Raw genomic sequence first — 23,482 nt, 5'->3', positions numbered from 1 at the left:
GGAAATAACCATGAATGGTGCTCAGTGGGTAGTTCAAGCGTTGCGTGCGCAGGGGGTAGACAAGGTATTCGGCTATCCCGGTGGTGCGATCATGCCGGTCTACGATGCGTTGTATGACGGCGGAGTTGAACATCTGCTGTGTCGTCATGAGCAGGGTGCGGCGATTGCGGCCATTGGCTATGCTCGTTCCAGCGGCAAAGTTGGCGTCTGTATCGCCACCTCTGGCCCCGGCGCGACCAACCTGATCACCGGGTTGGCGGATGCGCTGCTGGACTCGGTGCCAGTGGTTGCGATCACCGGTCAGGTAGGCTCTGCGCTTATCGGTACCGATGCTTTTCAGGAGATCGATGTTCTTGGCCTGTCTCTGGCCTGTACCAAACACAGTTTCCTGGTGGAGTCGCTGGAAGCGCTGCCAGGGATCATGGCAGAGGCTTTTGCCATCGCCACCAGCGGCCGCCCAGGCCCGGTACTGATCGACATCCCGAAAGACATCCAACTGGCGCAGGGCGATTTGCCTCCTCATCTGATGCCGGTAGAAGACCAGTTTGAACATCCTACGGCGGAGCTGGCTATGGCCACGCAGTTGCTGGCACAGGCGCAGAAGCCAATGCTGTACGTGGGCGGTGGCGTAGGGATGGCGCAGGCAGTCTCGGCATTACGGGAATTTGTCGAGCTGACGCAAATCCCAACCGTGGCGACCTTGAAAGGCTTGGGCGCACCGGATGCCAACCATCCGTATTATCTCGGCATGTTGGGTATGCATGGCACCAAAGCTGCCAACTTCGCCGTGCAGGAGTGTGATTTATTGATAGCCGTAGGCGCGCGTTTTGACGATCGGGTGACCGGCAAGCTGAACGCCTTTGCGCCGCAGGCCAAGGTGATCCACATGGATATCGATCCGGCAGAAATGAGCAAGCTGCGTCAGGCACATGTGGCCCTGCAAGGGGATCTGAGAACCCTGCTGCCAGCGCTGCAACAGCCGATGCAGATCGCCCCTTGGCTGCAACGGGTGGCCGAACTGAAAGAAACTCACCCTTGGCGTTACGACCACCCAGGCCAACCGATCTATGCTCCGTTGCTGCTCAAGCAACTGTCTGAACGCAAACCGGCCAATACCGTGGTGACCACCGACGTGGGCCAGCACCAGATGTGGACCGCGCAGCACATGAGCTTTGAACGCCCAGAGAACTTCATCACCTCCAGCGGGTTGGGGACGATGGGCTTCGGTATCCCCGCAGCGGTAGGTGCGCAGATGGCACGCCCGGAGGATATGGTGATCTGCGTGTCCGGAGATGGTTCCTTCATGATGAACGTGCAGGAGCTGGGTACCATCAAACGCAAACAGTTACCGCTGAAAATCGTGTTACTGGATAACCAGCGTTTAGGGATGGTTCGTCAGTGGCAGCAACTGTTCTTTGATGGCCGTTACAGCGAAACCAACCTCTCCGATAACCCCGATTTCCTGATATTGGCCAGCGCCTTCGGCATCCCCGGCCAACGTATTACCCGCAAAGACCAGGTCGCAGACGCGCTCGATACCTTGCTTAACAGCGAAGGGCCTTATCTGCTGCAGGTTTCCATTGATGAACTCGAGAACGTCTGGCCGCTGGTGCCGCCGGGCGCAGGCAACGAAACCATGTTGGAGAAAGTATCATGATGCAGCATCAACTCTCGATCCAGGCCCGCTTCCGCCCTGAAATGTTAGAGCGCGTATTGCGCGTTGTTCGTCACCGTGGCTTCCAGGTCTGTGCTATGAATATGGCTTCGGGCAGCAATAGCGACGATATAAATATTGAATTGACCGTTGCCAGCCAGCGCCCTGTGGATTTACTGTCATCTCAGTTGAGCAAACTGATGGATGTCTCCAGCGTTGAGATCCAGCAACAATCATCACAACAAATACGCGCCTGATTGCGCAAAAGGAACAGAACAATGACGAAGAAAGCCGATTATATTTGGTTCAATGGTGAGATGGTTCCTTGGGCCGATGCCAAGGTTCACGTAATGTCGCATGCGCTGCACTACGGAACGTCGGTATTTGAAGGGGTTCGCTGCTACGACTCCCATAAAGGCCCGGTGGTATTCCGCCACCGTGAACATATGCAGCGTCTGCATGACTCGGCAAAAATTTACCGCATGCCGGTAACGCAAAGCGTCGATGAGCTGATGGAAGCCTGCCGTGCTACGCTGCGTAAAAACAATCTGGTCAGCGCGTATATTCGTCCTTTGGTGTTTGTTGGTGATGTTGGCATGGGCGTTAACCCACCGGCAGGCTATAAAACCGACGTGATTATCGCGGCGTTTCCTTGGGGCGCGTATCTGGGTGAAGAAGCGCTGGATCAAGGTATCGATGCGATGGTCTCTTCCTGGCACCGTGTAGCACCAAACACCATTCCTACCGCGGCGAAAGCCGGGGGCAACTACCTTTCCTCACTGCTGGTGGGCAGCGAAGCACGCCGCCACGGCTATCAGGAAGGTATCGCGCTGGACGTTCACGGCTATATCTCTGAAGGCGCAGGCGAGAACCTGTTTGAAGTGAAAGACGGCGTACTGTTTACTCCACCGTTCACCTCCTCCGCTCTGCCGGGTATCACGCGTGACGCGATCATCAAGCTGGCAAAAGACATGGGCTTCGAAGTGCGCGAGCAAGTGCTTTCCCGTGAGTCTCTGTATCTGGCGGACGAAGTGTTTATGTCCGGCACCGCGGCGGAAATCACGCCGGTGCGCAGCGTGGATGGCATTCAGGTAGGGATCGGCAAGTGCGGCCCAATTACCAAGCAGATCCAGCAGGCGTTCTTTGGCCTGTTCAGCGGCAAAACCGAAGACAAGTACGGCTGGTTGGATCCGGTAAACCAATAACGACAGACAACACTAAACGGATGGTTCGTTCGCCGTCCGTAAAATGACTATTTTTGGAGTGAAGAGCATGCCTAAGTACCGTTCCGCCACCACCACCCACGGCCGCAACATGGCGGGTGCCCGCGCATTATGGCGCGCGACCGGGATGACCGACGACGATTTCGGCAAACCGATTATTGCGGTGGTCAACTCCTTCACCCAGTTTGTGCCGGGCCATGTGCACCTGCGCGACCTGGGCAAGCTGGTTGCAGAACAGATCGAAGCCTCCGGCGGCGTTGCCAAAGAGTTCAACACCATTGCGGTGGATGATGGGATCGCCATGGGCCACGGCGGCATGCTCTATTCTCTGCCGTCGCGCGAGCTGATCGCCGACTCGGTGGAGTATATGGTGAATGCCCACTGCGCCGATGCGATGGTATGTATCTCCAACTGCGACAAGATCACCCCAGGGATGCTGATGGCGTCACTGCGCCTGAATATTCCGGTGATCTTCGTTTCCGGCGGCCCGATGGAAGCCGGTAAAACCAAGCTTTCCGACAAAATCATCAAGCTGGACCTGATCGATGCGATGATCCAGGGTGCCAACCCGAACGTCAGCGACGCCGACAGCGCGCAGATCGAGCGTTCCGCTTGCCCAACCTGCGGCTCGTGCTCCGGGATGTTTACCGCCAACTCCATGAACTGCCTGACCGAAGCGTTGGGCCTGTCTCAGCCGGGCAACGGTTCGCTGCTGGCGACCCACGCCGATCGTAAGGATCTGTTCCTGAACGCCGGTAAGCGCATCGTCGAACTGACCAAGCGTTACTACGAGCAGGACGATGAGAGTGCACTGCCACGCAGCATCGCCAACAAGGCCGCATTCGAAAATGCGATGACTCTGGACATCGCGATGGGGGGCTCCACCAATACCGTGTTGCACCTGTTGGCGGCAGCGCAGGAAGGCGAGATAGACTTCGCCATGGCGGATATCGATCGCCTGTCCCGCAAAGTGCCACATCTGTGCAAGGTCGCGCCAAGCACTCAGAAATACCACATGGAAGACGTACACCGTGCCGGTGGCGTACTTGCCATTCTTGGCGAGCTGGATCGCGCCGGGCTGATGAACCGCGATGTGGATAACATCCTGGGGATGAAGCTGCCAGAGACCCTGGAAAAGTACGACATCATGCTGACCCAGGATGAGGCCGTGAAGAAAATGTTCCGCGCAGGTCCGGCGGGCATCCGCACCACCCAGGCATTCTCACAGGACTGCCGTTGGGACACGCTGGACAACGATCGTGCCGATGGCTGTATCCGCTCTTTGGAAAACGCCTTCAGTCTGGAAGGGGGCTTGGCGGTGCTGTATGGCAACATGGCCGAAGACGGCAGCATCGTTAAAACCGCTGGCGTGGATAAAGACAACCTGACTTTCCGTGGGCCAGCCAAAGTTTATGAGAGCCAGGATACGGCCGTTGAGGCGATTCTTGGCGGTAAAGTGGTGGCCGGCGACGTAGTGGTGATCCGTTATGAAGGGCCAAAAGGCGGGCCGGGCATGCAGGAAATGCTCTACCCAACCACCTATCTGAAATCGATGGGGCTGGGCAAGGCCTGTGCGCTGATCACCGATGGTCGTTTCTCAGGCGGCACCTCCGGTTTATCCATTGGTCACGTTTCGCCGGAAGCGGCCAGCGGCGGCCTGATTGCGCTGGTGGAAGAAGGGGACATGATCGATATCGATATCCCGAAACGCAGCATGGTGCTGGATGTGCCGGAGAGCGTACTGGCTGCACGCCGTGAGGCGGAACTGGCACGCGGTGATGCGGCCTGGACACCGAAAGCGCGTGAGCGCCAGGTATCTTATGCGTTACGTGCTTATGCTACGCTGGCCACCAGTGCTGATAAAGGCGCAGTGCGGGACAAGAGCAAGCTGGGAGGCTAACCACCATGGCGGTATCACAACCCCTACCCGACGCCCCCTGTGGCGCCGAATATTTGCGAGCGGTACTCCGCTCGCCAGTTTACGAGGTGGCTCAGGTCACCCCGTTACAGACCATGGGCAAGATCTCTGCGCGCCTCGGCAATACCATTCTGGTGAAGCGCGAAGATCGCCAGCCGGTGCACAGCTTTAAGCTGCGCGGGGCTTACGCGATGATTGCCAGCCTGGATGAAGAGCAGAGGGCGCGTGGTGTGGTCACGGCCTCTGCGGGCAACCATGCGCAGGGTGTCGCCTTTTCCGGCAACCGTTTGGGGATCAAAACCCTGATCGTGATGCCGGTGTCGACGGCGGATATCAAGGTTGATGCGGTGCGCGGTTTCGGCGGTGAAGTGTTGCTGCACGGTGCCAACTTCGACGAAGCCAAGGTCAAGGCGATTGAGCTTTCGCAGCAACAGGGCATGACCTTTGTACCCCCGTTCGATCACCCGGCAGTCATTGCCGGGCAGGGCACTTTGGCGATGGAGCTATTGCAGCAGGACGCGCACCTGGACCGGGTGTTTGTGCCGGTTGGCGGTGGCGGCCTGGCGGCCGGTGTCGCGGTGCTGATCAAGCAACTGATGCCGCAAATCAAAGTGATTGGCGTGGAAGCTGAGGATTCGGCCTGTCTGCGTGCGGCGCTGGATGCCGGGCAGCCGGTCGATCTGGCGCGCGTCGGGTTGTTTGCTGAAGGCGTGGCAGTAAAGCGCATCGGTGATGAAACCTTCCGTCTGTGCCGTGAATACCTTGATGATGTGATCACCGTCGATAGCGATGCGATCTGCGCAGCGGTGAAAGATCTGTTCGAAGACGTGCGGGCCATCGCCGAACCTTCTGGCGCGCTGGCGTTGGCAGGGCTGAAAAAATACGTGCAGCAGCACAATATTCAGGGCGAGCGGCTGGCCCATGTGCTTTCCGGTGCTAATGTGAATTTCCACGGACTGCGCTACGTTTCCGAACGTTGCGAGCTGGGCGAACAACGCGAAGCGCTGCTGGCGGTGACCATTCCAGAACAGAAGGGCAGCTTCCTGAAGTTCTGCCAGCTGTTGGGTGGCCGTGCGGTTACCGAGTTCAACTACCGCTATGCCGATGCTGACAACGCCTGCATCTTTGTCGGGGTCCGCCTGACCAGGGGCCATACCGAGCGGCTGGAAATCATCGATGAGCTGAACCGTGATGGTTATCAGGTGGTAGACCTGTCCGACGATGAGATGGCAAAACTGCACGTGCGTTACATGGTGGGCGGGCGGCCTTCGAAACCGCTGCGTGAGCGTCTGTACAGCTTTGAGTTCCCAGAGTCACCGGGCGCTCTGCTCAAGTTCCTGCAAACGCTGGGCACGCACTGGAATATTTCGCTGTTCCACTACCGCAGCCACGGTACCGATTTTGGTCGCGTGCTGGCAGGGTTTGAGCTTTCTCAGACTGAGCCAGAGTTTGAGCAACACCTGCAGGCGTTGGGTTACGACTGCCATGATGAGACCGACAACCCGGCCTTCCGGTTCTTCCTGCAGGGCTAACATCGGCGACAAGGATAGCGTATGAGTAATGAGTTCACCGGGTTCAGCCAACAAGGGCTGGACTTCCTGCAACAGGTGCGGATCGAGAACGACAAGGAGTGGTTTGATGCCAATCGGGGCGTGTATGACCGTGAGCTGTTAACGCCGTTCCGTTCGCTGGTGGATGCGCTGAGTCCTGCGATGCTGATGATTGACCCGCAGTTTGAAACCCGTCCGGCCATTGGCAAAACGCTGTCGCGCATTCATCGCGACACGCGTTTTTCCCATGATAAATCCCGCTACCGTAGCCGCATGTGGCTGACCTTCAAGCGGCCAAGCAAAGACTGGAAGCTGGCACCGGTGTACTTCTTTGAACTGGGGCCGGACATGCTGCGTTATGGCCTGGGTTATTACAGCGCCGACAAAGCCACCATGGATCTGTTTCGCCACACCTTGCTGCGCAGGCCACAGCCGTTTTTGGAGGTGGCCGAGTGCTGCCGTGCGCCGTTCGAGCTGGTGGGGGAAAGCTATAAGCGCCCGTTGGTGAAGGAACAGGCACCGGAGATTGCCACCTGGTACAACCGTAAGTCCTTTGCGGTGATGGCCACAGATAATCAGGTGGAAAAACTGTTCAGCGCCGATCTGGTCGCTACCCTTACGCAGAGTTTCCAGCAGTTGGAGCCGCTGTACCAGTGGCTGATGCAGGTGGAAGCGATGAAGCAGATCGACCCTGCAGACTTATGAGAGCAAACGCCAGAACGCCTCAATCAGCGGTTCGTTGAGGCGTTTTTTCGGCACGCAGACCCCCAGTTCGAACGGTTCGACCATCGAGATATTTTCCAACTGAGAGATGCGGTTGCGAACGGGCTCCGGGCTATTATCTACCACCACGCTGGGGATCAGCGCGATACCGCAGCCTAATGCCACCATCGAAACAATCGCCTCATGCCCGCCGACGGTGGCGTAAATCAGCGGATTGGTGATGTGCTGGCGGCGGAACCACAGCTCGATGCGTTTTCTTGATGGGCCATGCTCCGGCAGGATAAACGGCATATTGGCCCAGTCCGGCTGCTCTGCAAAAGCCTGCGTTCGAACCGCACACGGCAGAGCGGGAGCAATCAGCACCAGCGGGATCTCACCGATTTGGGTGAAGGCGACGCTGGTGGGGAGTGTTTCAGGCCGCCCGGCGATACCAAGGTCGGCCTCGTTGGATTGCACTTTGTCCACCGCATCGGCGGCATCACCGGTAGTCAATTTGATTTCAACCAGGGGATGCTGGGCACGGAAGCGGTCGAGGATCGGTGGCAGATGACTGTAAGCGGCAGTGACCGAGCAGAACAAGCGTAGCTCGCCACTCAGAGAAGGGCCGTGCTGGCCAAGCGAATGTTTCAACTGCTGATACTGCAGCAGCGTTTGTTGAGCAAACACTTTCAACTGTTCGCCAGCATCGGTCAGCTCTACGGTTCGGTTATCACGCAGAAACAGCGACTGTCCAAGCGTTTCTTCCAGCCGCTGGATTTGGCGGGAAAGCGTAGAGGGGCTGACGTGCATCGCCTTGGCCGTGCGGCCAAAGTGATGGCTTTCAGCCAGGTGCAGGAACAGCTTGAGATCACGTAAGTCCATAATCAGTACGCTCGCAGCGGGGTGTTGCAGAAATTGCAACGTCACGTTCGTAATATATCAATTTAAGCAACGCAATTCCTGTTATACATTGGTTTCAACGGATCCCGCATAGACAGGGCGGGAATGAGAATAATATTGCACGACACAACATCTAACTGGAGCATCACCATGGCTAACTATTTCAACACATTGAACCTGCGTCAGCAGTTGGCGCAATTGGGTAAGTGCCGTTTCATGGCGCGTGACGAATTTGCGGATGAAGCCGGTTACCTGAAAGGGAAAAAAGTGGTGATCGTCGGCTGTGGTGCTCAGGGTCTGAACCAGGGTCTGAACATGCGTGATTCCGGCCTGGACGTGGCTTATGCGCTGCGTAAAGAAGCGATTGCCGAGAAGCGTGCCTCATGGCGCAAAGCCACCGAGAACGGCTTCAAGGTTGGCACCTACGAAGATCTGATCCCGCAGGCCGATCTGGTCGTTAACCTGACGCCAGACAAGCAGCACACCTCCGTAGTTCGTGCCGTACAGCCGCTGATGAAAGACGGTGCTGCGCTGGGCTACTCCCACGGCTTCAACATCGTTGAAGTTGGCGAGCAGGTTCGTAAAGACATCACCGTAGTGATGGTTGCACCTAAGTGCCCAGGTACCGAAGTGCGTGAAGAATACAAACGTGGTTTCGGTGTACCAACGCTGATCGCGGTTCACCCGGAAAACGATCCAAAAGGCGAAGGCATGGCGATTGCCAAGGCATGGGCGGCAGCCACTGGCGGCCATCGTGCAGGCGTGCTGGAATCTTCCTTCGTTGCAGAAGTGAAATCTGACCTGATGGGCGAGCAGACCATCCTGTGCGGTATGCTGCAAGCGGGTTCTCTGCTGTGCTTCGACAAGCTGGTATCTGAAGGTACCGACCCGGCATACGCAGAAAAACTGATCCAGTTCGGCTGGGAAACCATCACCGAAGCGCTGAAACAGGGCGGTATCACCCTGATGATGGATCGCCTGTCCAACCCGGCGAAACTGCGTGCCTATGCGCTGTCTGAGCAACTGAAAGGCATCATGGCTCCGCTGTTCCAGAAGCACATGGACGACATCATCTCTGGCGAATTCTCCAGCGGTATGATGGCAGACTGGGCCGCAGACGATGTGAAACTGCTGACCTGGCGTGAAGAGACCGGCAAAACCGCTTTCGAAACTGCGCCGCAGTTTGAAGGCAAAATCAGCGAGCAGGAATACTTCGACAACGGCGTACTGATGGTAGCAATGGTCAAAGCGGGCGTTGAGCTGGCCTTCGAAACCATGGTGGATTCAGGCATCATCGAAGAGTCTGCTTACTACGAATCACTGCACGAGCTGCCGCTGATCGCCAATACCATCGCGCGTAAGCGTCTGTATGAAATGAACGTGGTGATCTCCGATACCGCAGAATACGGTAACTACCTGTTTTCTTATGCGGCGGTACCGTTGCTGAAAGAGTTCATGACCACTCTGCAGGCGGGCGATCTGGGTAAATCAGTTGCTGGTACCACCGTTGACAACGCGCAGCTGCGTGACGTGAACGAAGCGGTGCGTAACCACCCGATCGAATCCGTTGGCCGCAAACTGCGTGGCTACATGACCGATATGAAACGTATCGCAGTAGCCGGTTAAATACCAAGATTGTAGAGGCCCGATTTATCGGGCCAACTAAAAAGGCCAGCATCGTTGCTGGCCTTGTGCATTTCTGGCGTTCGGGAATTATTGTGGCATCGCCTCGTGTGGGATGATGGCCCCGCGATACTGGATCACCGTGCTTGCGGTCAGGTGACCACGTTTGGCCGCGCTAACCGCATCACCGCCGGTCAGGCGTACAGCCAGATAACCCGCGCTGAAGGAATCTCCGGCGGCGGTGGTATCAATCACTTTCTCTTTTGGCAGTTTGACCGCCGGTACGTCGTGGGTTCCCCCATCGGCGCTGAACACCAGGCAGGAATCTGCGCCACGCTTAATCACAATCTCACTCACGCCAAAGTCGCGGGTACGGCCCACCACCTGCTCAACCGGCTGCTTGCCCCACAGTAAATCTTCATCATCCAGCGTCAGGAAGGCGATGTCGGTACAGGCCAGGACCTCGCGATAGGCCTGCTGAGTCTCTTGCTGGCTTTGCCACAGCCGCGGCCGATAGTTGTTATCGAAGATCACTTTGCCGCCGTTGGCCCGGCATTGGCGCAGCAGGGTCAGCAGTTTTTCCCGGCTGGCAGGGTTGAGGATCGCCACGCTGATACCGCTCAGATACAGGTAATCAAACTGCGCCAGCTGTGCACACAGGCTCTCTGCCTGCGGGCCATCCAGCCAGTAGCGTGCGGCCGCATCGTTGCGCCAGTAATAGAAGGTGCGCTCGCCGGTATCGTCGGTTTCGATCACGTACAGCCCCGGCAGCTTGTTGTCCAATTGCTGGATCAAATCGGTTTTTACCTGCTCCTGCTGCCAGGTTTGCAGCATTTCCCGGCTGAAGCTGTCGGTGCCTAGCGCGGTGACGTAATGCACGTTCAGCGCCTGTTGCGGCACCTGACGGGCGATATAGACGGCAGTGTTGAGGGTGTCGCCGCCGAATCCACGGCTGAGATCGGCGCCTTTCTGCGACAGTTCGATCATGCATTCGCCGATCACGGCGAGGTTTTTGCTGTTCATGATAATCCCTGGCTTGATAATGAGTCTGGTTGCTGCGAATACGTCCAGTCTCAACGCAAGGGCGAAGCGAGTCAATAGGAATAAAACAGCGTTTTAATTAGTTTATGATCGCGATCGGGAAACGCGTGGTTTCCCGCCGCTGAGGAAGGAAAACTACTTGGCCGCCGCGCGCAGATCGGTGACACATTGACCACCAATCCCCCAGTTATCGGTTTCCACTTCATCTATAACCACCACGGTAGTGGCCGGATTTTTGCCGAGCGTATCGACCAACAGTTGGGTCACGCCTGCAATTAGCTGTTTTTTCTGCTCCGCGGTTGCGCCTTCGCGGGTAATTTTGATATTTACGTAGGGCATTAAATTTTCCTCTTGTTATAGAAACGTTGCATGTAGGTAATGGTTTAATGTAGGGACCTTTTACCCAGGTTTAAAGTTTTATTGTGCGTTGCCGATAACAAGATCGACAAATTTCCGGCAACGTTATCGTTCCCATTCCCTAATGGCGATAGAACCGATGATAACCAACATGATCTCTGGTCTACTGACGCCATTGTTTGCCGCCTGGCAGCGTGCCAAGGTCTTCCGTTACTGGCGGCAGTGTCGGCGTTTGTATACTTTTCAGCCCATTTACCGCACCTGCGGCAAATTGCTGGCGGTAGAGCTGCTTACTGCGGTGCATCATCCGGCGGCACCGAGCAAGCCGGTCTCCCCCGAGGACTACTTTGCCGCGCTGGGGTTGCGCCAGCGCCTGGCGGTGCTTCAGGAACAGCTCAATTTACTGCAGCAATGGCAGGCCATGTTTATCCACCATGCGTTGATGGTCTCCATCAATATCGACGGCAAGGCCTTACAGGCCCTGCAGCGACACCCGGCGATGCAGCGGCAAATCAGCGTCATGCCTTACCTGCGTTTTGAGCTGGTTGAGCAGGCAGACAGGGCGTTGAATGGGCCGCTGCAGCATATCCCCGGAGCGGAGCGCCTGTGGCTGGATGATTTTGGTAGCGGGTTGGCGAATTTCTCTGCGGTCAGCAGTTGGCGTTATCAGTATATCAAGGTGGCGCGCGAGCTGTTCATGTTGCTCAAGCAAAGCGACGAGGGCATCCAGCTGTTTTTTACCCTGGTGCGCCTGATGAGCCAGCATAGCGACGGAGTGATTGTCGAAGGGGTAGAAACAGAGCAGGAATGGCTGCTGGTACAGCGCTCTGGCGCGTTTGCAGCCCAAGGGTATTACCTGAGCCGCCCTGCACATTTTGACCAGCTGAAAACGCTGCCTACGCGGTTTATTGCCCCCATCCCTTGACCCATTAGTTCCCATCGCGTGAACTTAGGCTTATCCTCGACTAGGCTTTCAGTAAGGCTGCTTATCAATTTTCGCAGTCAGCTATCGCCTCAAGGGAGCCGCTATGACAAGAACAGGCAAAACTTTTAGCTGGATTGGCGGCATCGTACTGCTGATTATCGTGGTTTTGGTGGTGTTCATTGCCACCTTCGATTGGAACCGCCTCAAACCCACCATCAATAGCAAAGTCTCCGCCGAGCTGCAGCGCCCGTTTGCTATTCGTGGCGATCTGGGCGTTAACTGGCAACGTCACCAGGATGAGGGAGGCTGGCGTGCCTGGGTACCTTGGCCGCATATTCACGCCGAAGATATTATGCTGGGCAACCCTGCCAAGATCCCCGGTGATGAGATGGTCACACTGCAACGCGTCGATGCCTCGATCGCGCCATTGGCGCTGCTGGGCAAAGAGGTGCTGATCCCGCGTATCTGGTTGAAACAGCCAAATGCCTCGCTACAGCGCCTGGCGAACGGTGACAATAACTGGACCTTCAACCTGGCTAACAGCGCCGAAAAAGACCCCAACCAACCGCAGTCAGACTGGTCTGTCAGCATTCACGATATCGTGTTCGATCGCGGCCAGATTGATTTTAAAGACGCCACGCTCAAGGCCGATTTCCAGGCGCTGATCGACCCACTTGGCAAGCCTCTGCCCTTTAGTGAAGTTGCGGGTAAGCAGCCGGGAGATAAAGCGACGACGCCGGATTATGTCTTCGGCTGGAAGATTAAAGGAAAATACCACGGTGAAGCGCTGTCAGGCAGCGGCAAAATAGGTGGCATGCTGTCACTGCAAAGTGCTGATATTCCGTTCCCGCTGCAGGCCGATGTCCGTTCCGGCAATACCAGAGTGCAGGTTGCGGGGACGTTGTCCGATCCGCTGAACCTTGGCGGCCTGGATCTACGGCTGAAATTCTCCGGTGACAGCCTGGGAAACCTGTATGCGCTGACCGGCGTGCTGTTACCCAACACTCCACCTTATTCTACCGATGGCCATCTTATCGCCCAGTTGCATCAACCGGGCGGTGCGGTATTCGAGTATCAGGGCTTTGACGGCAAGATCGGTGACAGCGATATCCATGGGGACTTGAAGTACGTTGCGAGCCACCCGCGGCCCAAGTTGAGCGGTGAAGTGCTTTCCAAACAGCTGCGTTTTGCCGATCTTGCGCCATTGATCGGCGCGGACTCCAATCAGCAGAAAGCCAATCGCGGCGAGAAAACCCGCCAGCCGAGCGACAAAGTGCTGCCGGTTGAGAAGTTCGAAACCAAAAGCTGGGGTGTAATGGATGCCGACGTCAAATTTACCGCTAAACGCATTGAGCATGGCAGTTCGCTGCCGTTGAGCGATCTGAATACCCATCTTAAGCTGGATAACGCAGTGATCCTGATGGACCCGCTGCGCTTCGGCGTGGCCGGAGGCAACCTGAATGCCACCGTCCGTCTTGATGGTAGCAAGAGCCCGATGCAGGGCCGGGTGGATATGCACGCGCGTAAGTTCCAGCTGAAGCAGCTGCTGCCGAACGTGGAGTCGATGAAGCGCAGCCTGGGGGAATTGAACGGCGATGCCAAGCTAACAGGCAGCGGCAACTCGGTGGCCGATTTGCTGGCGACCAGCAGCGGCGATCTGCGCCTGCTGATCAATGACGGCGTGATCAGCCGCAGCCTGATGGAAATCCTGGGCCTCAACGTAGGTAACTACCTGGTCGCTCAACTGTTTGGCGATGACGAGGTGGGGATCAACTGCGCTGCGGCGGATGTCGGCATTCGCAGCGGGTTGGCGACGCCACGACTGTTCGTGTTTGATACGGAAAATGCCATCATCAACATCACCGGCAACATCAATTTCGCCACCGAGCGGCTGGATCTGTCCATCGATCCGGAAAGTAAAGGGATGCGGGTGCTGACCTTGCGTTCGCCGCTGTATGTCAAAGGGACGTTTAAAAAACCGGACGCTGGCGTGAAGGCTGGGCCGTTGATTGCTCGCGGGGTGGCTGCGGTGGCATTGGGTGTGGTTGTCGCCCCGGCAGCAGCGTTGCTGGCTCTGGTTTCACCTAGTGACGGTGGCGAAGAAAACCAGTGTGGCAAAATCCTGCAGCAGATGAAGAACAAGAAGTGACCCAAGATTACTGTAGTACCTGGCAGCTGTGATCCTGGATCTCTTCGGCGGAGGCTAGATTCAGCTGCCACAGGTTACGTTTCACAGCCAGCAGTAGGAAATCTCCTCCCGGTAAGGCCGTCATCGCCATGCCGTAGCTCCCCATGCTTTCACGTGCGCCCTCAACGCCCTGAGCCAGCAAACGGAATGCCCCAAGCTGCTTGAGTTCAGCAGCGCTGGCGCGGCGAGCCAAATAATCATGCCCCAGCAATCCACCAGGTAGCGGCTGCCAGCTTTCACTGAAATCCTCTTGCAGCTGCGCCAGCCGGTTTTTTACCGCCGGTTGCAGGCAGGAGATATGAATATGCAGCTGATTTTGCGTACGGCCATATTCGGAGTTGATCGCCAGAGAGATGGCGGCATCGTCGATCGGTTTACCGAGTTTATCCGCCATAAAATGCCGGGCCTGCCAGGCTAAGGCGAAGAAGTTGGCGGTATCGGGCTTCAGTACCTGCGGACTTTCAATGCCGGTGATTTTGGCCGTTGGCATCAACAGGTATTGCAAAGGCCCATTGCGGTCTTTCAGCACTACGAACCCGGCCTGCTCATCTACCTGTGTGCAGGGCGCCGGATTATGGTTTTGTTGCTGATTCGGCAGGCATTGCTGGCTGACGATATGCCACAGCGCATCCGGGTGGGCCGGTTTCAGCCAGAAATAGGTGGCAATGGCGATAATAATCAGCAACGTAACAGACAAACAGAGCCAACGGCGCAATGACATGGGCGGGTTTCCTCAGCAAATGGAGGGATAGCATAGCCGGGATTTGTGACAACAGACAAACAGGCCCCCATAGGCAGGGGGCCGGGAGAGGATTACAGAGACGTGTGGCGGGTTTCTTTCATCAGCAGCAGCGCAATCAGCGTCAGGCTGGCCATGGCCGCCAGGTACATGCCAACGTAGAACAGCCCGTAGTTGTTAGCCAACCAGGTCGCAATATAAGGCGCTACCGAAGCCCCCAGGATCGAGGCCACGTTATACGAGAACGAGGCTCCGGTGTAGCGCACTTCGGTTGGGAACAGTTCAGGCAGCAGTGCGCCCATCGGGCCAAAGGTCAGGCCCATAATGCTCAGCCCCAGCAGCAGGAAAGCCATCACCAACAGCTGATTGCCGGAACCCAGCATGCTCGGGAACAGGAAGGCAAAGCCGATCATCAACAGGGTGATGACAATCATGGTCTTGCGGCGGCCAAAGGCATCGGCCAGCAAACCGGCGATCGGCACCATCACGCCAAAACCAATCACCGCTACCATCAGCATCCACAGGAAGCTGTTACGTGAATATCCCAGCCCCAGCGGCTCTGCGGCCGTGCCGTAGGTCATGGAGTAAACGGTCATCAGGTAGAACAGCGTATAGGTAGCCAGCATGATGAAGGTACCCAGGATGGTAGCCTTTTTGTGTTTGCTCAACAGCGTCCCGAGCGGGACCTTCACCTGTTTGCCCGCTTTGGCCACCTTGGCAAAAACCGGAGTCTCGTGCAGCGAAATACGCACATACAGACCAACCAGCACCAGCGCGGCAGAGAGGATAAACGGTACGCGCCAGCCCCAGGTCATGAACTGTTCGTCAGTCAGCAACCAGGAGAGCAGCAGGAAGGTGCCGTTGGCGAAGAAGAAGCCGATCGGTGCACCCAACTGCGGGAAAGAGCCGTACAGCGCACGTTTGTTGGCAGGCGCATTCTCGGTGGCCAGCAACGCGGCACCGCCCCATTCGCCACCCAGACCCAGGCCTTGGCCAAAGCGTGCCAGCGCCAGCAGGATCGGTGCAAAGATGCCAATGGTTGCATAGCTTGGCAGCAGGCCGATCAGCACGGTGGAAATCCCCATGGTCAGCAGTGAAGCCACCAAGGTGACCTTCCGCCCGACGCGGTCGCCGAAGTGGCCGAACAGAGCAGAGCCGATGGGCCGTGCCACAAAGGCGATGGCGAAGGTGGCCAGCGATTGTAGCGTTGCAGCTGCCGGGTCACCCTGTGGGAAGAAGATATGCGGGAATACGATCACCGCAGCGGTGGCATAAATATAGAAATCAAAGAACTCGATGGCGGTACCGACCAGAGAGGCGACGATGACTTTTCCCCGGGAGTTAACCGGTGTGGACGCGGCATCGGCGTCCAAGGGGGTTGCGATGGTGGCTTGCATAGTTATTTCTTATATTTTGACTAGGGAAAAATTCATCTTAGTCATAGCAAAATGGCTTTTCAACGGGGAGATTTTGTACTATCTGGCAAATAAACTGTTAAAAAGACTAATGTTTTAACGAGTTGACGTTCTATGGTCGTTAACGTGGTGAAGTGAGCTATAAGCAGAGAGAATGACTGGAAAAGGTGCAAAGAAAAGTTATAGGGTAGTTTGTTATGCTGGTTTTTGCCGATCGGTTAGTCTGGTTTTAGAGTTATTGACTGCTTTTTGAGTTGATTATTGAAATAAAAAACCAGTCGCAACCTTGCGACTGGCATGAATACCATGCTGATGGTGGATATTCACTTGCCCTGCGGCAGGGTTTTGTCCTCTTTATACTGTGCCGTGGCGATCCAGGCGGCGCAAAACAGCGTCAGGCGGGCAAAAAAGTAGAAGAACGCCATCAGCCCGATCACCGAGCCAAAGGCGGCACCGGAAGGTGATTTGGCGACCTGCGGCAGCGTCATGGTCATCACAAACTTGATGGCTTCAAAGCCAATTGCGGCGATCAGGGTGCCGCGCAGCAGCGCTTTTTTCTTCGGCTTATGGCGTGGCAGCATCCAGAAGATCCACAGAAACAGCAGGTAGTTGGCAAAAATGGAGATCGACAGCGCGATCAGCGTCATCGCCGGCCGCAGCCATTCAATGCCATCCAGTCCCAACGCATGCACGATGGCCGCCTGGGCAGAACCCGCAATCGAGGTTAACGACAGCGTGACGATCAGCGCCACCACCAAGCCAGTTAATGAAATAAAATCGCGGGTGTAGCGAAAATAGATTTTCTCCTGATCCTGCGGATTACGTTCCCAGACGTCACGGGACTGGGCGCGGATCGCCTCACGCAGGTTACCCATCCAACTGATGCCGGAGTACAGCGCCAGCGCCAGACCGGTCAGGCCGACGGTGGTACGTTGCTGGATGGCGGTATTCACCGTGTTCTTCAAGGTACTGGCCAGCGTGGGATCGCTGATGCTGTTGACGATCTTATTGATCAATTCGGCCAGCAAATCCGGGTTAGATGCCAGCACAAAGCCCACGGCGGCAAACGACACCATCAGGATCGGGATCAGTGAGAGAAACGAGAAGTAGGTAATGGCGGCGCCAAACTGACTGCCGAGACGGTCGTTGAAGCGTTCGGTGGCTCGCAGCAGGTGAGCGATGGTGGGCCAGGCTTTAACGCGCTCTATCAGGCGAGCGAACCCCGAAAGGCCTTTATCCAGTTTTTGATTGCCGGTTTTGATGGCGATCGTCGGTTTCTCAATGGCCTCAGGCTGCTCTGGAGCGGCTTTATTCTGCATTACGTCACGGTATCCTTCAGGTAAATCAATGGGCATGTGCTTGATTATAGCCAAATATGCCCTCGATTTGGTCGCTAATGGACGAGATTGGGTTAATTCTGATGATGGCCTCTACCGACAGCTGCGAGCAAGAACGTTCGATTTTGTCCTATTCACCACACGTCTGTTTTTCTGCCGGATCCCTGCAATTTTATCTATCTCAGCGCCAGGAAGGCTTTTACTCATCTTATGGCGCGCGCTTTTTTATCCGGCATGCGCCTACTGCAGCCGTAGGGGCTGGAACGGTTATTTCCTGAATCAATAGATAAAATGGAAGGTCTTATGAAATTATTCAATCATCCCACCTGTCGTCCATTTACCGAAGCGGGCAACCTGTCGCAACTTTCCGCTTATTACGAGGAAGATCGCCACATCATGTGGATGTTACTGCGTGCAGAGCCGCGCCCTTGCTTCAATCAGGCGCTGATAGAAGACATCATGACGCTGGCGCAGGCGGCGAAAGAGTCGACGTTGCAGTTCGACTTCTGGGTCACCGGCTCGCTGGTGCAAAACATGTTTAACGTCGGCGGGGATCTGAGCTTTTTTGCCGAAGCGATCAAAAACCGCAGGCGTGAGGCGATGATGGCATATGCCCGGGCCTGTATCGACTGTGTGCATGCGGCAGCACGAGGTTTTGATACCGGGGCCATCAGCATTGCCATGGTGGAGGGCAGCGCGCTAGGGGGCGGTTTTGAGGCGGCATTGGCGCACCATTTTGTCTTGGCGCAGAACAACGCACGGATGGGGTTCCCAGAAATCGCCTTCAATCTGTTTCCCGGTATGGGCGGTTATTCACTGGTAGCCCGCAAGGCAGGTATGCGCCTGGCGGAAGAACTGATCTGGAGCGGCGAGTCTCACACTGCCGAATGGTTCGAAAACTATGGGCTGGTGGATAAGCTGTTTCAACCAGGTGATGCCTATATGGCGACTCGTACCTTCATCGACACCATCAGGCCCAAGCTGAACGGTATGCGTGCCATGTTACGCGCGCGTCAGCGGGTATTACAGTTAACCCGCTCCGAGCTGATGGACATTACCGAGGATTGGGTGCACGCGGCCTTTACCATCGAGGAGAAGGATCGCCTGTACATTGAACGGTTGGTGATGTTGCAGGATCGGCACACGCTTAATCAGCGTCACGCTGGCTAAGCGTTAATTCCCGCCCGCATCACTTTGGTGATTGCGGGCTATAGGTTTTCAGCCACTGCTCCAACTGTTCGGGCAGCATCGGCCGGGCGAACAGGAATCCCTGTTTTTCATCTACCCCTACGCAGTCCAGGAAACGATTTTCACTGTCCGTCTCGACCCCTTCGGCAATCACCTTGAACTGTAGCGCTTCGGCGACCGCGACGATGGCGCGTATCAATGACTGTGATACCGGGGCCAGATTGACGCCGCGAACAAAGCTTTGATCCAGCTTGATAGCGTCCAGCGGGATACGTGCCAACTGGGCCAGAGAGGAGTAACCGGTGCCAAAATCATCCAGGTGTACCTGGGCGCCCAAGGCCCGTAGCCGGGCGATCACCTCACGCGCCCGATTCTCATCTTCTATCAGGCTGCTCTCGGTCAGCTCAAAGTCCAGAGTGCAGGGAGAAAGCTGGTTTTCTCGCAGTACCTCAACCAGATCGTCTACCACGCTGTCATCCACCAACTGCCTGGCGGAAAGGTTAACCGCAATGCGTAAATTCAGCCCCTGCTGCTGCCAAATGGCAGCCTGTTTAGCGGCGGTTTGCAGCACCCAGCGGCCAAGTGGGGCAATCAGCCCGGACTCTTCGGCATAGGAGATAAACTGCAGCGGTGGGATCAGCCCGCGCTCCGGTGAATCCCAGCGGACCAGCGCCTCTACGCTGTTCACGGCTCCGTTGAGCGTTGTGACCTTGGGTTGGTAATACACCACCAGTTGCTCCTGTTCCAGCCCCTTACGCAGGTTGGTATCCAGCCACATGTATTCGGCAACGCGGCGGTTCATGTCCGGCGAGAAGACGATAAAGGTGCGTTTGCCGTGCTCTTTGGCGACGTACATGGCGGTATCGGCGCTGCGGATCAGGCTGTCCAGATCGTGGCCATGTTGCGGGCAGAGGGCAATGCCAATCGAACAGCCGGTGTAGACCTCGATCAGGCCGATGCGGAAGGGCATTTGCAAGCGATCGATAATGCGCTGGGCCAGCTCTTGCAGCATGATCCGGTCGGCCTGGGTGACCAGCACCAGAAATTCATCGCCCCCCAGACGGGCAAGTTTTTCTCCATGATCCAGGCAACTGAGAATGGCGTGGGACACCTCGATCAGCAAGCGATCGCCAAACATATGGCCATAGGCGTCGTTCACTTTTTTGAAGTTATCCAGATCGAGATAGACCAGCCCTACGTGGCTTTCACCGCGTTCGCTTATCGCCCGGTTGATATCATCCTGAATGGCGTTGCGGTTTGGCAGGCCGGTGATGGTATCGGTATTGGCCAATAGCCGCAGGCGTTCCTGGGCACGGCGTTCTTCGGTGATATCCGTGCCGGAACAGATCAGGAACACCTCTTTTTTGCCGCTGCCGCTGTGGACAAACTTGTTGCGGAACAGGAATAACCGCTCGCCTTTGACCGTTTTGATCCAGCGCTCCACCTCATAGGAGGCCCCGTTGTGAAAGAAGTTGGCAATATTGCGCCGGGATGCTGCGGCCTCTTCGGGGCTCATAAACATCTTGAAGACGTTTTTGCCAATCACGTCCTGTTCCTGCAGGCCGGTATACTCTTCGCTCAGGCGGTTAAAGCGCTGGACGCGGCCGTGTTGGTCAACGATGACAATGACGGAATTAGCCTCTGACACCACCTGTTCGGCAAACGATAGGCCGTGCACCAAATCACGTGCCACGGCTTCGGTATCGGTATAGGCAGAGGCGGTGCCAGCCCACTCAAATTTATTGATCCGGCGGCCGACCAAATGCAGGTGGATGGGCTGGCCGCTGAGCTGGATGGTCAGATCCAGGCTGGCGGTGACCCCGCTCAGACGGCGGATTTTCGCCGCCTGCATTTCGTCGAGGGCCACGGCAAGGTGTGTTTTGCCTTTGATTGCCGTCAACTGCAGGGCATTGCTGTCAAACGCCAGATGCCAGTAAGGGCTGCTGGTGCCAAAATGGGTGTTAAGGAGTATCGGGCCTTGGTCTGCGAACATGTTCATTCCTCAAAATGGGACAGCCGGACCCTACGCTGCAGCCTGAAAGACGATGGGGATCGCGTGAACGACGTCTGTATAGAGTGTAAAAGAGAACCGCGTAGTGTGCGAAAATCAGTTTTTGGCTTCGTTGAGCCAGAGTTGTGGCTAGGGATGCTAAATTAATCCCAAGCTGGAGGTGGACAAAAGCCACACTAATAATTACGCTTGGGTCATGTAATCTTCCAAATAACAGACGCCTTCTCCATAATTTATTCATAATTGACGAATATTGCCATTTTTGATTTTAAAAAATTTACACTCCCTCGCATTACTATATATTCATGCGCATACTATTATTTCCGACGACGAGATAGTGAGCCTGTTAACGTACAGCGCTCCTGATGAAGAATAACTTTTAAGGAAATAATTATGCGTAAACTGACTGCTTTATTTGTCGCTTCAACCTTAGCCCTGGGTTCTGCTTCTGCCGCCTTTGCTGCGGACGCAACTGCCACCCCGGCAACCGCATCGGCCACAGCCGCTGCACCGGCAAAAATGATGCATCATAAAGGCCCAGGCAAAGAAGGCCCGTTTGCCGGCCTGAACCTGACCAAAGAGCAGCGCCAGCAGATGCGCGATATCATGAAAGAGTCGCATCAAAAACGCGGCCCGGGTGCTAAAGACGAGCGCCAGGCACTGCACAGCATGATCGCTTCGGAAAGCTTCGACGAAGCCAAAGCAAAAGCCCAGATCGATGCGATCGGTAAAGCGCAATCCGAGCACATGCTGGAACGCGCCAAAGCGGAAAACAAAATGTATAACCTGCTAACGCCAGAGCAGAAAAAACAATACAATGAGAATTATCAGAAACGCGAGCAGAAGATGATGGAGCATATGAAAAAAATGCGCGATCAACAGCCTGCCGCTGAATAATTAACATTGCTGTCAAAATAAAAATGCCGGGTTATTTGCCCGGCTTTTTTTATTAATGACAACGTCCTGACCGTGAAGCTAAAATTTAACCTAATAAGGTTAGTGTAAAAAATAGACTGGCCGCCATGTTCAAAGATCTCTCTCCCCAGTAATACCAGTTTGAAATCATCACTCTTAATGAATTTTCCCCCGAAGACCATCTGGAATGAAAAATTGAGGATGGTGTATGTGCTGCCACGCCTACAGCCTATTTCCCGCGGATCTCGCATGGGTTGAACGGGGCGACTAGGCCGGTTTCCCGTCTTTAATCCACTGTTCCGTCATACGCATCGAAAGGCGATACCGGGCGCAGTTGTGCGTGTTCAGTACCCGGAGTTCATCCTGCAGGAGAGCCCTGAACTGCTCCTTATCTTCTGTGGCAATAGTGATGGCTAGCAGGGCGGATTCGATACTCTCCCTGTCGGTGACGATATAGCGGATGGCTGTATTTAAGTCCTCCCGGTGGCGCAGTCTGAACGGGTCAGGAACACCCATTGCCTGGAGTGTCACGGCGTAGCGTTTTATTGAGCGACGGTACAGATGCTCAAACAACTCCACCGCTAGAGCCACATTACGCTTTTCATAGACCCCCATCATGGCGTATGCATAATTCGTGGCATCAGCGTCAAGGAAGGACAAAGGGGCACTATTATACAGCATCAGCGGAATGTTGGCCGCGAGCCTGTTGGTTCTTTTGTTACCGTCCTCAAAGGGTTGCAGGTAGGCAAGATTGACCCACAGAAAAAATGCGGACTCTACCGGATTTATGATTTGCCGGGCCTTCTCAATAATTTTGTCAAACATCTCCTGCAGCAGGAAAGGTGTCTGCAGCGGAGTGTAAGTTGTTCCGCTGATATTCACTATCTTCTTCCTGATGGCCCCGAGACCTTCCGGTTCAGAAAGCAAGTCGTGCATCAATAGAGCATGAAGGTTGCTGATGACAGGGCCAGTCAGTCCGGATTCGGGGACGGCATCGACCATAAACTCAATCGCCTGCTTATGGTTCAACAGCATCACTGCATCCATATCCCCGGCTTCTGTCCCGCTTTTAAAGAGTTCCTCGGTTGCCAGCAAGGAATACCGGTTGCCTTCCAATTGCGATGAGGACCAGGATAAATCAATCAGCAACTGCTCCAGCACTTTTCGGGCATAGGTCCCTGCAGGTTGCTGCCCGGCCATCTTCCCTTCTTCCATTAGTGCCCTGGCAAGAGACTCTGACAGCAGAAAGGTCTGGTTCGGGATGTAGTCCTCCACAAAGCTTCGGTCATAACCAGTAATCTCCCTGCTAGTCAGTGGGGAGTGTAGGTAGTTGAGAAGAGCTTGCGCCTCCGTGGTGTGAGGTGCGATGCCACTGTCTGTTGTGACCGAAGAAGTGGGTTGTACCAACTCTGTCTGTTGCCCAGAGAGGGTGTAACGGGTTCCTCGTCCGGTGCCGTATCGGATGATTCTGTCTTCCCTGAGCAGGACCTCAATATGACGCTTGATGGTGGAGCGACCGACCTGAAGCTGCTTCGCCAGTTCCCCAGAACTGACGGGAGTTTTCGCGGCAGCGATGGCGGTTAGGATGGCCTGCTGCAGGTTGGGTAGGGTAACTGAGGATGTCATCGATGTTTGTTTCCTGCGGGCCAGTAAAAACACGGACCGAAAAATATGATATTTACGGCCCGTTTTGCCATTTATGGCCCACTGCATCAGGTTTTATGGCCCAATTTAAGTTTTACCGGCCCATTAAAGGGTTTGCGGCCCATAGTAGGGCCATCGACACGATTTTAATT

At 55.6% G+C, this 23,482-nt stretch carries 19 protein-coding genes; 11 read left to right on the top strand and 8 right to left on the bottom strand.

What is annotated here, in order from left to right:
* The first annotated feature begins 10 nt into the window (after nt 1–10).
* The 6 genes from ilvG (at nt 11) to KGP17_RS26185 (ending at nt 7,050) form a co-directional block, all read left to right on the top strand.
* Nucleotides 11–1,657, top strand: coding sequence for an acetolactate synthase 2 catalytic subunit (gene ilvG / locus KGP17_RS26210; protein WP_037376516.1), 1,647 nt, complete (start codon nt 11–13; stop codon nt 1,655–1,657).
* Nucleotides 1,654–1,911: an acetolactate synthase 2 small subunit gene (gene ilvM / locus KGP17_RS26205; RefSeq protein ID WP_021181824.1), complete on the top strand. Its 258-nt coding sequence runs from the start codon at nt 1,654–1,656 to the stop codon at nt 1,909–1,911. Before ilvG ends, ilvM begins: the two co-directional genes overlap by 4 nt.
* Nucleotides 1,912–1,932: 21 nt before the next feature.
* The gene (gene ilvE / locus KGP17_RS26200; protein WP_021181823.1) at nt 1,933–2,859 is read left to right on the top strand and encodes a branched-chain-amino-acid transaminase; all 927 of its coding nucleotides are present in this window, start codon (nt 1,933–1,935) and stop codon (nt 2,857–2,859) included.
* 67 nt (nt 2,860–2,926) lie between these two features.
* Entirely contained in the window at nt 2,927–4,777 is a 1,851-nt protein-coding gene (ilvD, locus tag KGP17_RS26195; protein ID WP_021181822.1) for a dihydroxy-acid dehydratase, read from the top strand.
* Nucleotides 4,778–4,782: 5 nt separating this feature from the next.
* On the top strand, nt 4,783–6,327 hold the full coding sequence (ilvA, locus tag KGP17_RS26190; protein WP_021181821.1) for a threonine ammonia-lyase, biosynthetic: 1,545 nt from the start codon (nt 4,783–4,785) through the stop codon (nt 6,325–6,327).
* Between the two features lie 21 nt (nt 6,328–6,348).
* The gene (locus tag KGP17_RS26185) at nt 6,349–7,050 is read left to right on the top strand and encodes a DUF2461 domain-containing protein (RefSeq protein ID WP_021807370.1); all 702 of its coding nucleotides are present in this window, start codon (nt 6,349–6,351) and stop codon (nt 7,048–7,050) included.
* Here the strand turns inward: KGP17_RS26185 and ilvY are convergent.
* Complete coding sequence (gene ilvY, locus KGP17_RS26180; RefSeq protein WP_059201933.1) at nt 7,045–7,929, bottom strand: HTH-type transcriptional activator IlvY; 885 nt, start codon at nt 7,927–7,929, stop codon at nt 7,045–7,047. The genes KGP17_RS26185 and ilvY overlap by 6 nt on opposite strands.
* A gap of 168 nt (nt 7,930–8,097) precedes the next feature.
* On the opposite strand from ilvY, the gene ilvC reads away from it, so the two are divergent.
* Nucleotides 8,098–9,573: a ketol-acid reductoisomerase gene (gene ilvC, locus KGP17_RS26175; protein WP_021181818.1), complete on the top strand. Its 1,476-nt coding sequence runs from the start codon at nt 8,098–8,100 to the stop codon at nt 9,571–9,573.
* An 87-nt stretch (nt 9,574–9,660) separates the two neighbouring features.
* Here the strand turns inward: ilvC and KGP17_RS26170 are convergent, their stop codons facing one another.
* Nucleotides 9,661–10,593 carry a sugar kinase gene (locus KGP17_RS26170; protein ID WP_223498607.1) on the bottom strand — a complete coding sequence of 311 codons (933 nt, stop codon included), beginning with the start codon at nt 10,591–10,593 and terminating at the stop codon, nt 9,661–9,663.
* Nucleotides 10,594–10,746: 153 nt separating this feature from the next.
* Nucleotides 10,747–10,950 carry a 2-hydroxymuconate tautomerase family protein gene (locus KGP17_RS26165; RefSeq protein ID WP_021181815.1) on the bottom strand — a complete coding sequence of 68 codons (204 nt, stop codon included), beginning with the start codon at nt 10,948–10,950 and terminating at the stop codon, nt 10,747–10,749.
* Nucleotides 10,951–11,092: 142 nt separating this feature from the next.
* Between KGP17_RS26165 and pdeH the strand changes: the two genes are divergently transcribed.
* Both pdeH and KGP17_RS26155 read left to right on the top strand, forming a co-directional pair.
* Complete coding sequence (gene pdeH, locus KGP17_RS26160) at nt 11,093–11,893, top strand: cyclic-guanylate-specific phosphodiesterase (RefSeq protein WP_179248696.1); 801 nt, start codon at nt 11,093–11,095, stop codon at nt 11,891–11,893.
* Between the two features lie 103 nt (nt 11,894–11,996).
* Nucleotides 11,997–14,042, top strand: coding sequence for an AsmA family protein (locus KGP17_RS26155; protein ID WP_223498606.1), 2,046 nt, complete (start codon nt 11,997–11,999; stop codon nt 14,040–14,042).
* 7 nt (nt 14,043–14,049) lie between these two features.
* On the opposite strand, the gene KGP17_RS26150 is transcribed toward KGP17_RS26155, so the two are convergent.
* From KGP17_RS26150 to yhjD, 3 genes are all read right to left on the bottom strand, one after another.
* The gene (locus KGP17_RS26150) at nt 14,050–14,802 is read right to left on the bottom strand and encodes a CDP-diacylglycerol diphosphatase (RefSeq protein ID WP_223498605.1); all 753 of its coding nucleotides are present in this window, start codon (nt 14,800–14,802) and stop codon (nt 14,050–14,052) included.
* A gap of 92 nt (nt 14,803–14,894) precedes the next feature.
* Nucleotides 14,895–16,217, bottom strand: a complete 1,323-nt coding sequence (locus KGP17_RS26145; protein ID WP_021807376.1) for an MFS transporter — start codon at nt 16,215–16,217, stop codon at nt 14,895–14,897.
* Nucleotides 16,218–16,558: 341 nt separating this feature from the next.
* A complete protein-coding gene (gene yhjD / locus KGP17_RS26140; protein WP_021181810.1) occupies nt 16,559–17,554 on the bottom strand; it encodes an inner membrane protein YhjD in 996 nt (331 codons plus the stop codon).
* 321 nt (nt 17,555–17,875) lie between these two features.
* Here yhjD and KGP17_RS26135 point away from each other — a divergent pair, with 321 nt between their 5' ends.
* Nucleotides 17,876–18,742, top strand: coding sequence for a crotonase/enoyl-CoA hydratase family protein (locus tag KGP17_RS26135; RefSeq protein ID WP_021181809.1), 867 nt, complete (start codon nt 17,876–17,878; stop codon nt 18,740–18,742).
* Between the two features lie 19 nt (nt 18,743–18,761).
* On the opposite strand, the gene pdeR is transcribed toward KGP17_RS26135, so the two are convergent.
* A complete protein-coding gene (pdeR, locus tag KGP17_RS26130) occupies nt 18,762–20,753 on the bottom strand; it encodes a cyclic di-GMP phosphodiesterase (protein ID WP_021807377.1) in 1,992 nt (663 codons plus the stop codon).
* A gap of 411 nt (nt 20,754–21,164) precedes the next feature.
* Between pdeR and spy the strand changes: the two genes are divergently transcribed.
* A complete protein-coding gene (spy, locus tag KGP17_RS26125; protein WP_021807378.1) occupies nt 21,165–21,668 on the top strand; it encodes an ATP-independent periplasmic protein-refolding chaperone Spy in 504 nt (167 codons plus the stop codon).
* Between the two features lie 285 nt (nt 21,669–21,953).
* Here spy and KGP17_RS26120 read toward each other — a convergent pair whose 3' ends face one another.
* Nucleotides 21,954–23,312, bottom strand: a complete 1,359-nt coding sequence (locus tag KGP17_RS26120) for a Fic family protein (RefSeq protein ID WP_223498604.1) — start codon at nt 23,310–23,312, stop codon at nt 21,954–21,956.
* Between the last annotated feature and the right edge of the window lie 170 nt (nt 23,313–23,482).

This window comes from Serratia sp. JSRIV001 (genome assembly GCF_019968745.1).
Lineage (GTDB): Bacteria > Pseudomonadota > Gammaproteobacteria > Enterobacterales > Enterobacteriaceae > Chania > Chania fonticola_B.
This window is presented reverse-complemented; position numbering and strand designations above follow the sequence as displayed.

Coding starts and splice junctions, on each gene's coding strand:
- ilvG (WP_037376516.1), top strand. CDS start 11: ATGAATGGTGCTCAGTGGGTAGTTCAAGCGTTGCGTGCGCAGGGGGTA.
- ilvM (WP_021181824.1), top strand. CDS start 1,654: ATGATGCAGCATCAACTCTCGATCCAGGCCCGCTTCCGCCCTGAAATG.
- ilvE (WP_021181823.1), top strand. CDS start 1,933: ATGACGAAGAAAGCCGATTATATTTGGTTCAATGGTGAGATGGTTCCT.
- ilvD (WP_021181822.1), top strand. CDS start 2,927: ATGCCTAAGTACCGTTCCGCCACCACCACCCACGGCCGCAACATGGCG.
- ilvA (WP_021181821.1), top strand. CDS start 4,783: ATGGCGGTATCACAACCCCTACCCGACGCCCCCTGTGGCGCCGAATAT.
- KGP17_RS26185 (WP_021807370.1), top strand. CDS start 6,349: ATGAGTAATGAGTTCACCGGGTTCAGCCAACAAGGGCTGGACTTCCTG.
- ilvY (WP_059201933.1), bottom strand. CDS start 7,929: ATGGACTTACGTGATCTCAAGCTGTTCCTGCACCTGGCTGAAAGCCAT.
- ilvC (WP_021181818.1), top strand. CDS start 8,098: ATGGCTAACTATTTCAACACATTGAACCTGCGTCAGCAGTTGGCGCAA.
- KGP17_RS26170 (WP_223498607.1), bottom strand. CDS start 10,593: ATGAACAGCAAAAACCTCGCCGTGATCGGCGAATGCATGATCGAACTG.
- KGP17_RS26165 (WP_021181815.1), bottom strand. CDS start 10,950: ATGCCCTACGTAAATATCAAAATTACCCGCGAAGGCGCAACCGCGGAG.
- pdeH (WP_179248696.1), top strand. CDS start 11,093: ATGGCGATAGAACCGATGATAACCAACATGATCTCTGGTCTACTGACG.
- KGP17_RS26155 (WP_223498606.1), top strand. CDS start 11,997: ATGACAAGAACAGGCAAAACTTTTAGCTGGATTGGCGGCATCGTACTG.
- KGP17_RS26150 (WP_223498605.1), bottom strand. CDS start 14,802: ATGTCATTGCGCCGTTGGCTCTGTTTGTCTGTTACGTTGCTGATTATT.
- KGP17_RS26145 (WP_021807376.1), bottom strand. CDS start 16,217: ATGCAAGCCACCATCGCAACCCCCTTGGACGCCGATGCCGCGTCCACA.
- yhjD (WP_021181810.1), bottom strand. CDS start 17,554: ATGCAGAATAAAGCCGCTCCAGAGCAGCCTGAGGCCATTGAGAAACCG.
- KGP17_RS26135 (WP_021181809.1), top strand. CDS start 17,876: ATGAAATTATTCAATCATCCCACCTGTCGTCCATTTACCGAAGCGGGC.
- pdeR (WP_021807377.1), bottom strand. CDS start 20,753: ATGTTCGCAGACCAAGGCCCGATACTCCTTAACACCCATTTTGGCACC.
- spy (WP_021807378.1), top strand. CDS start 21,165: ATGCGTAAACTGACTGCTTTATTTGTCGCTTCAACCTTAGCCCTGGGT.
- KGP17_RS26120 (WP_223498604.1), bottom strand. CDS start 23,312: ATGACATCCTCAGTTACCCTACCCAACCTGCAGCAGGCCATCCTAACC.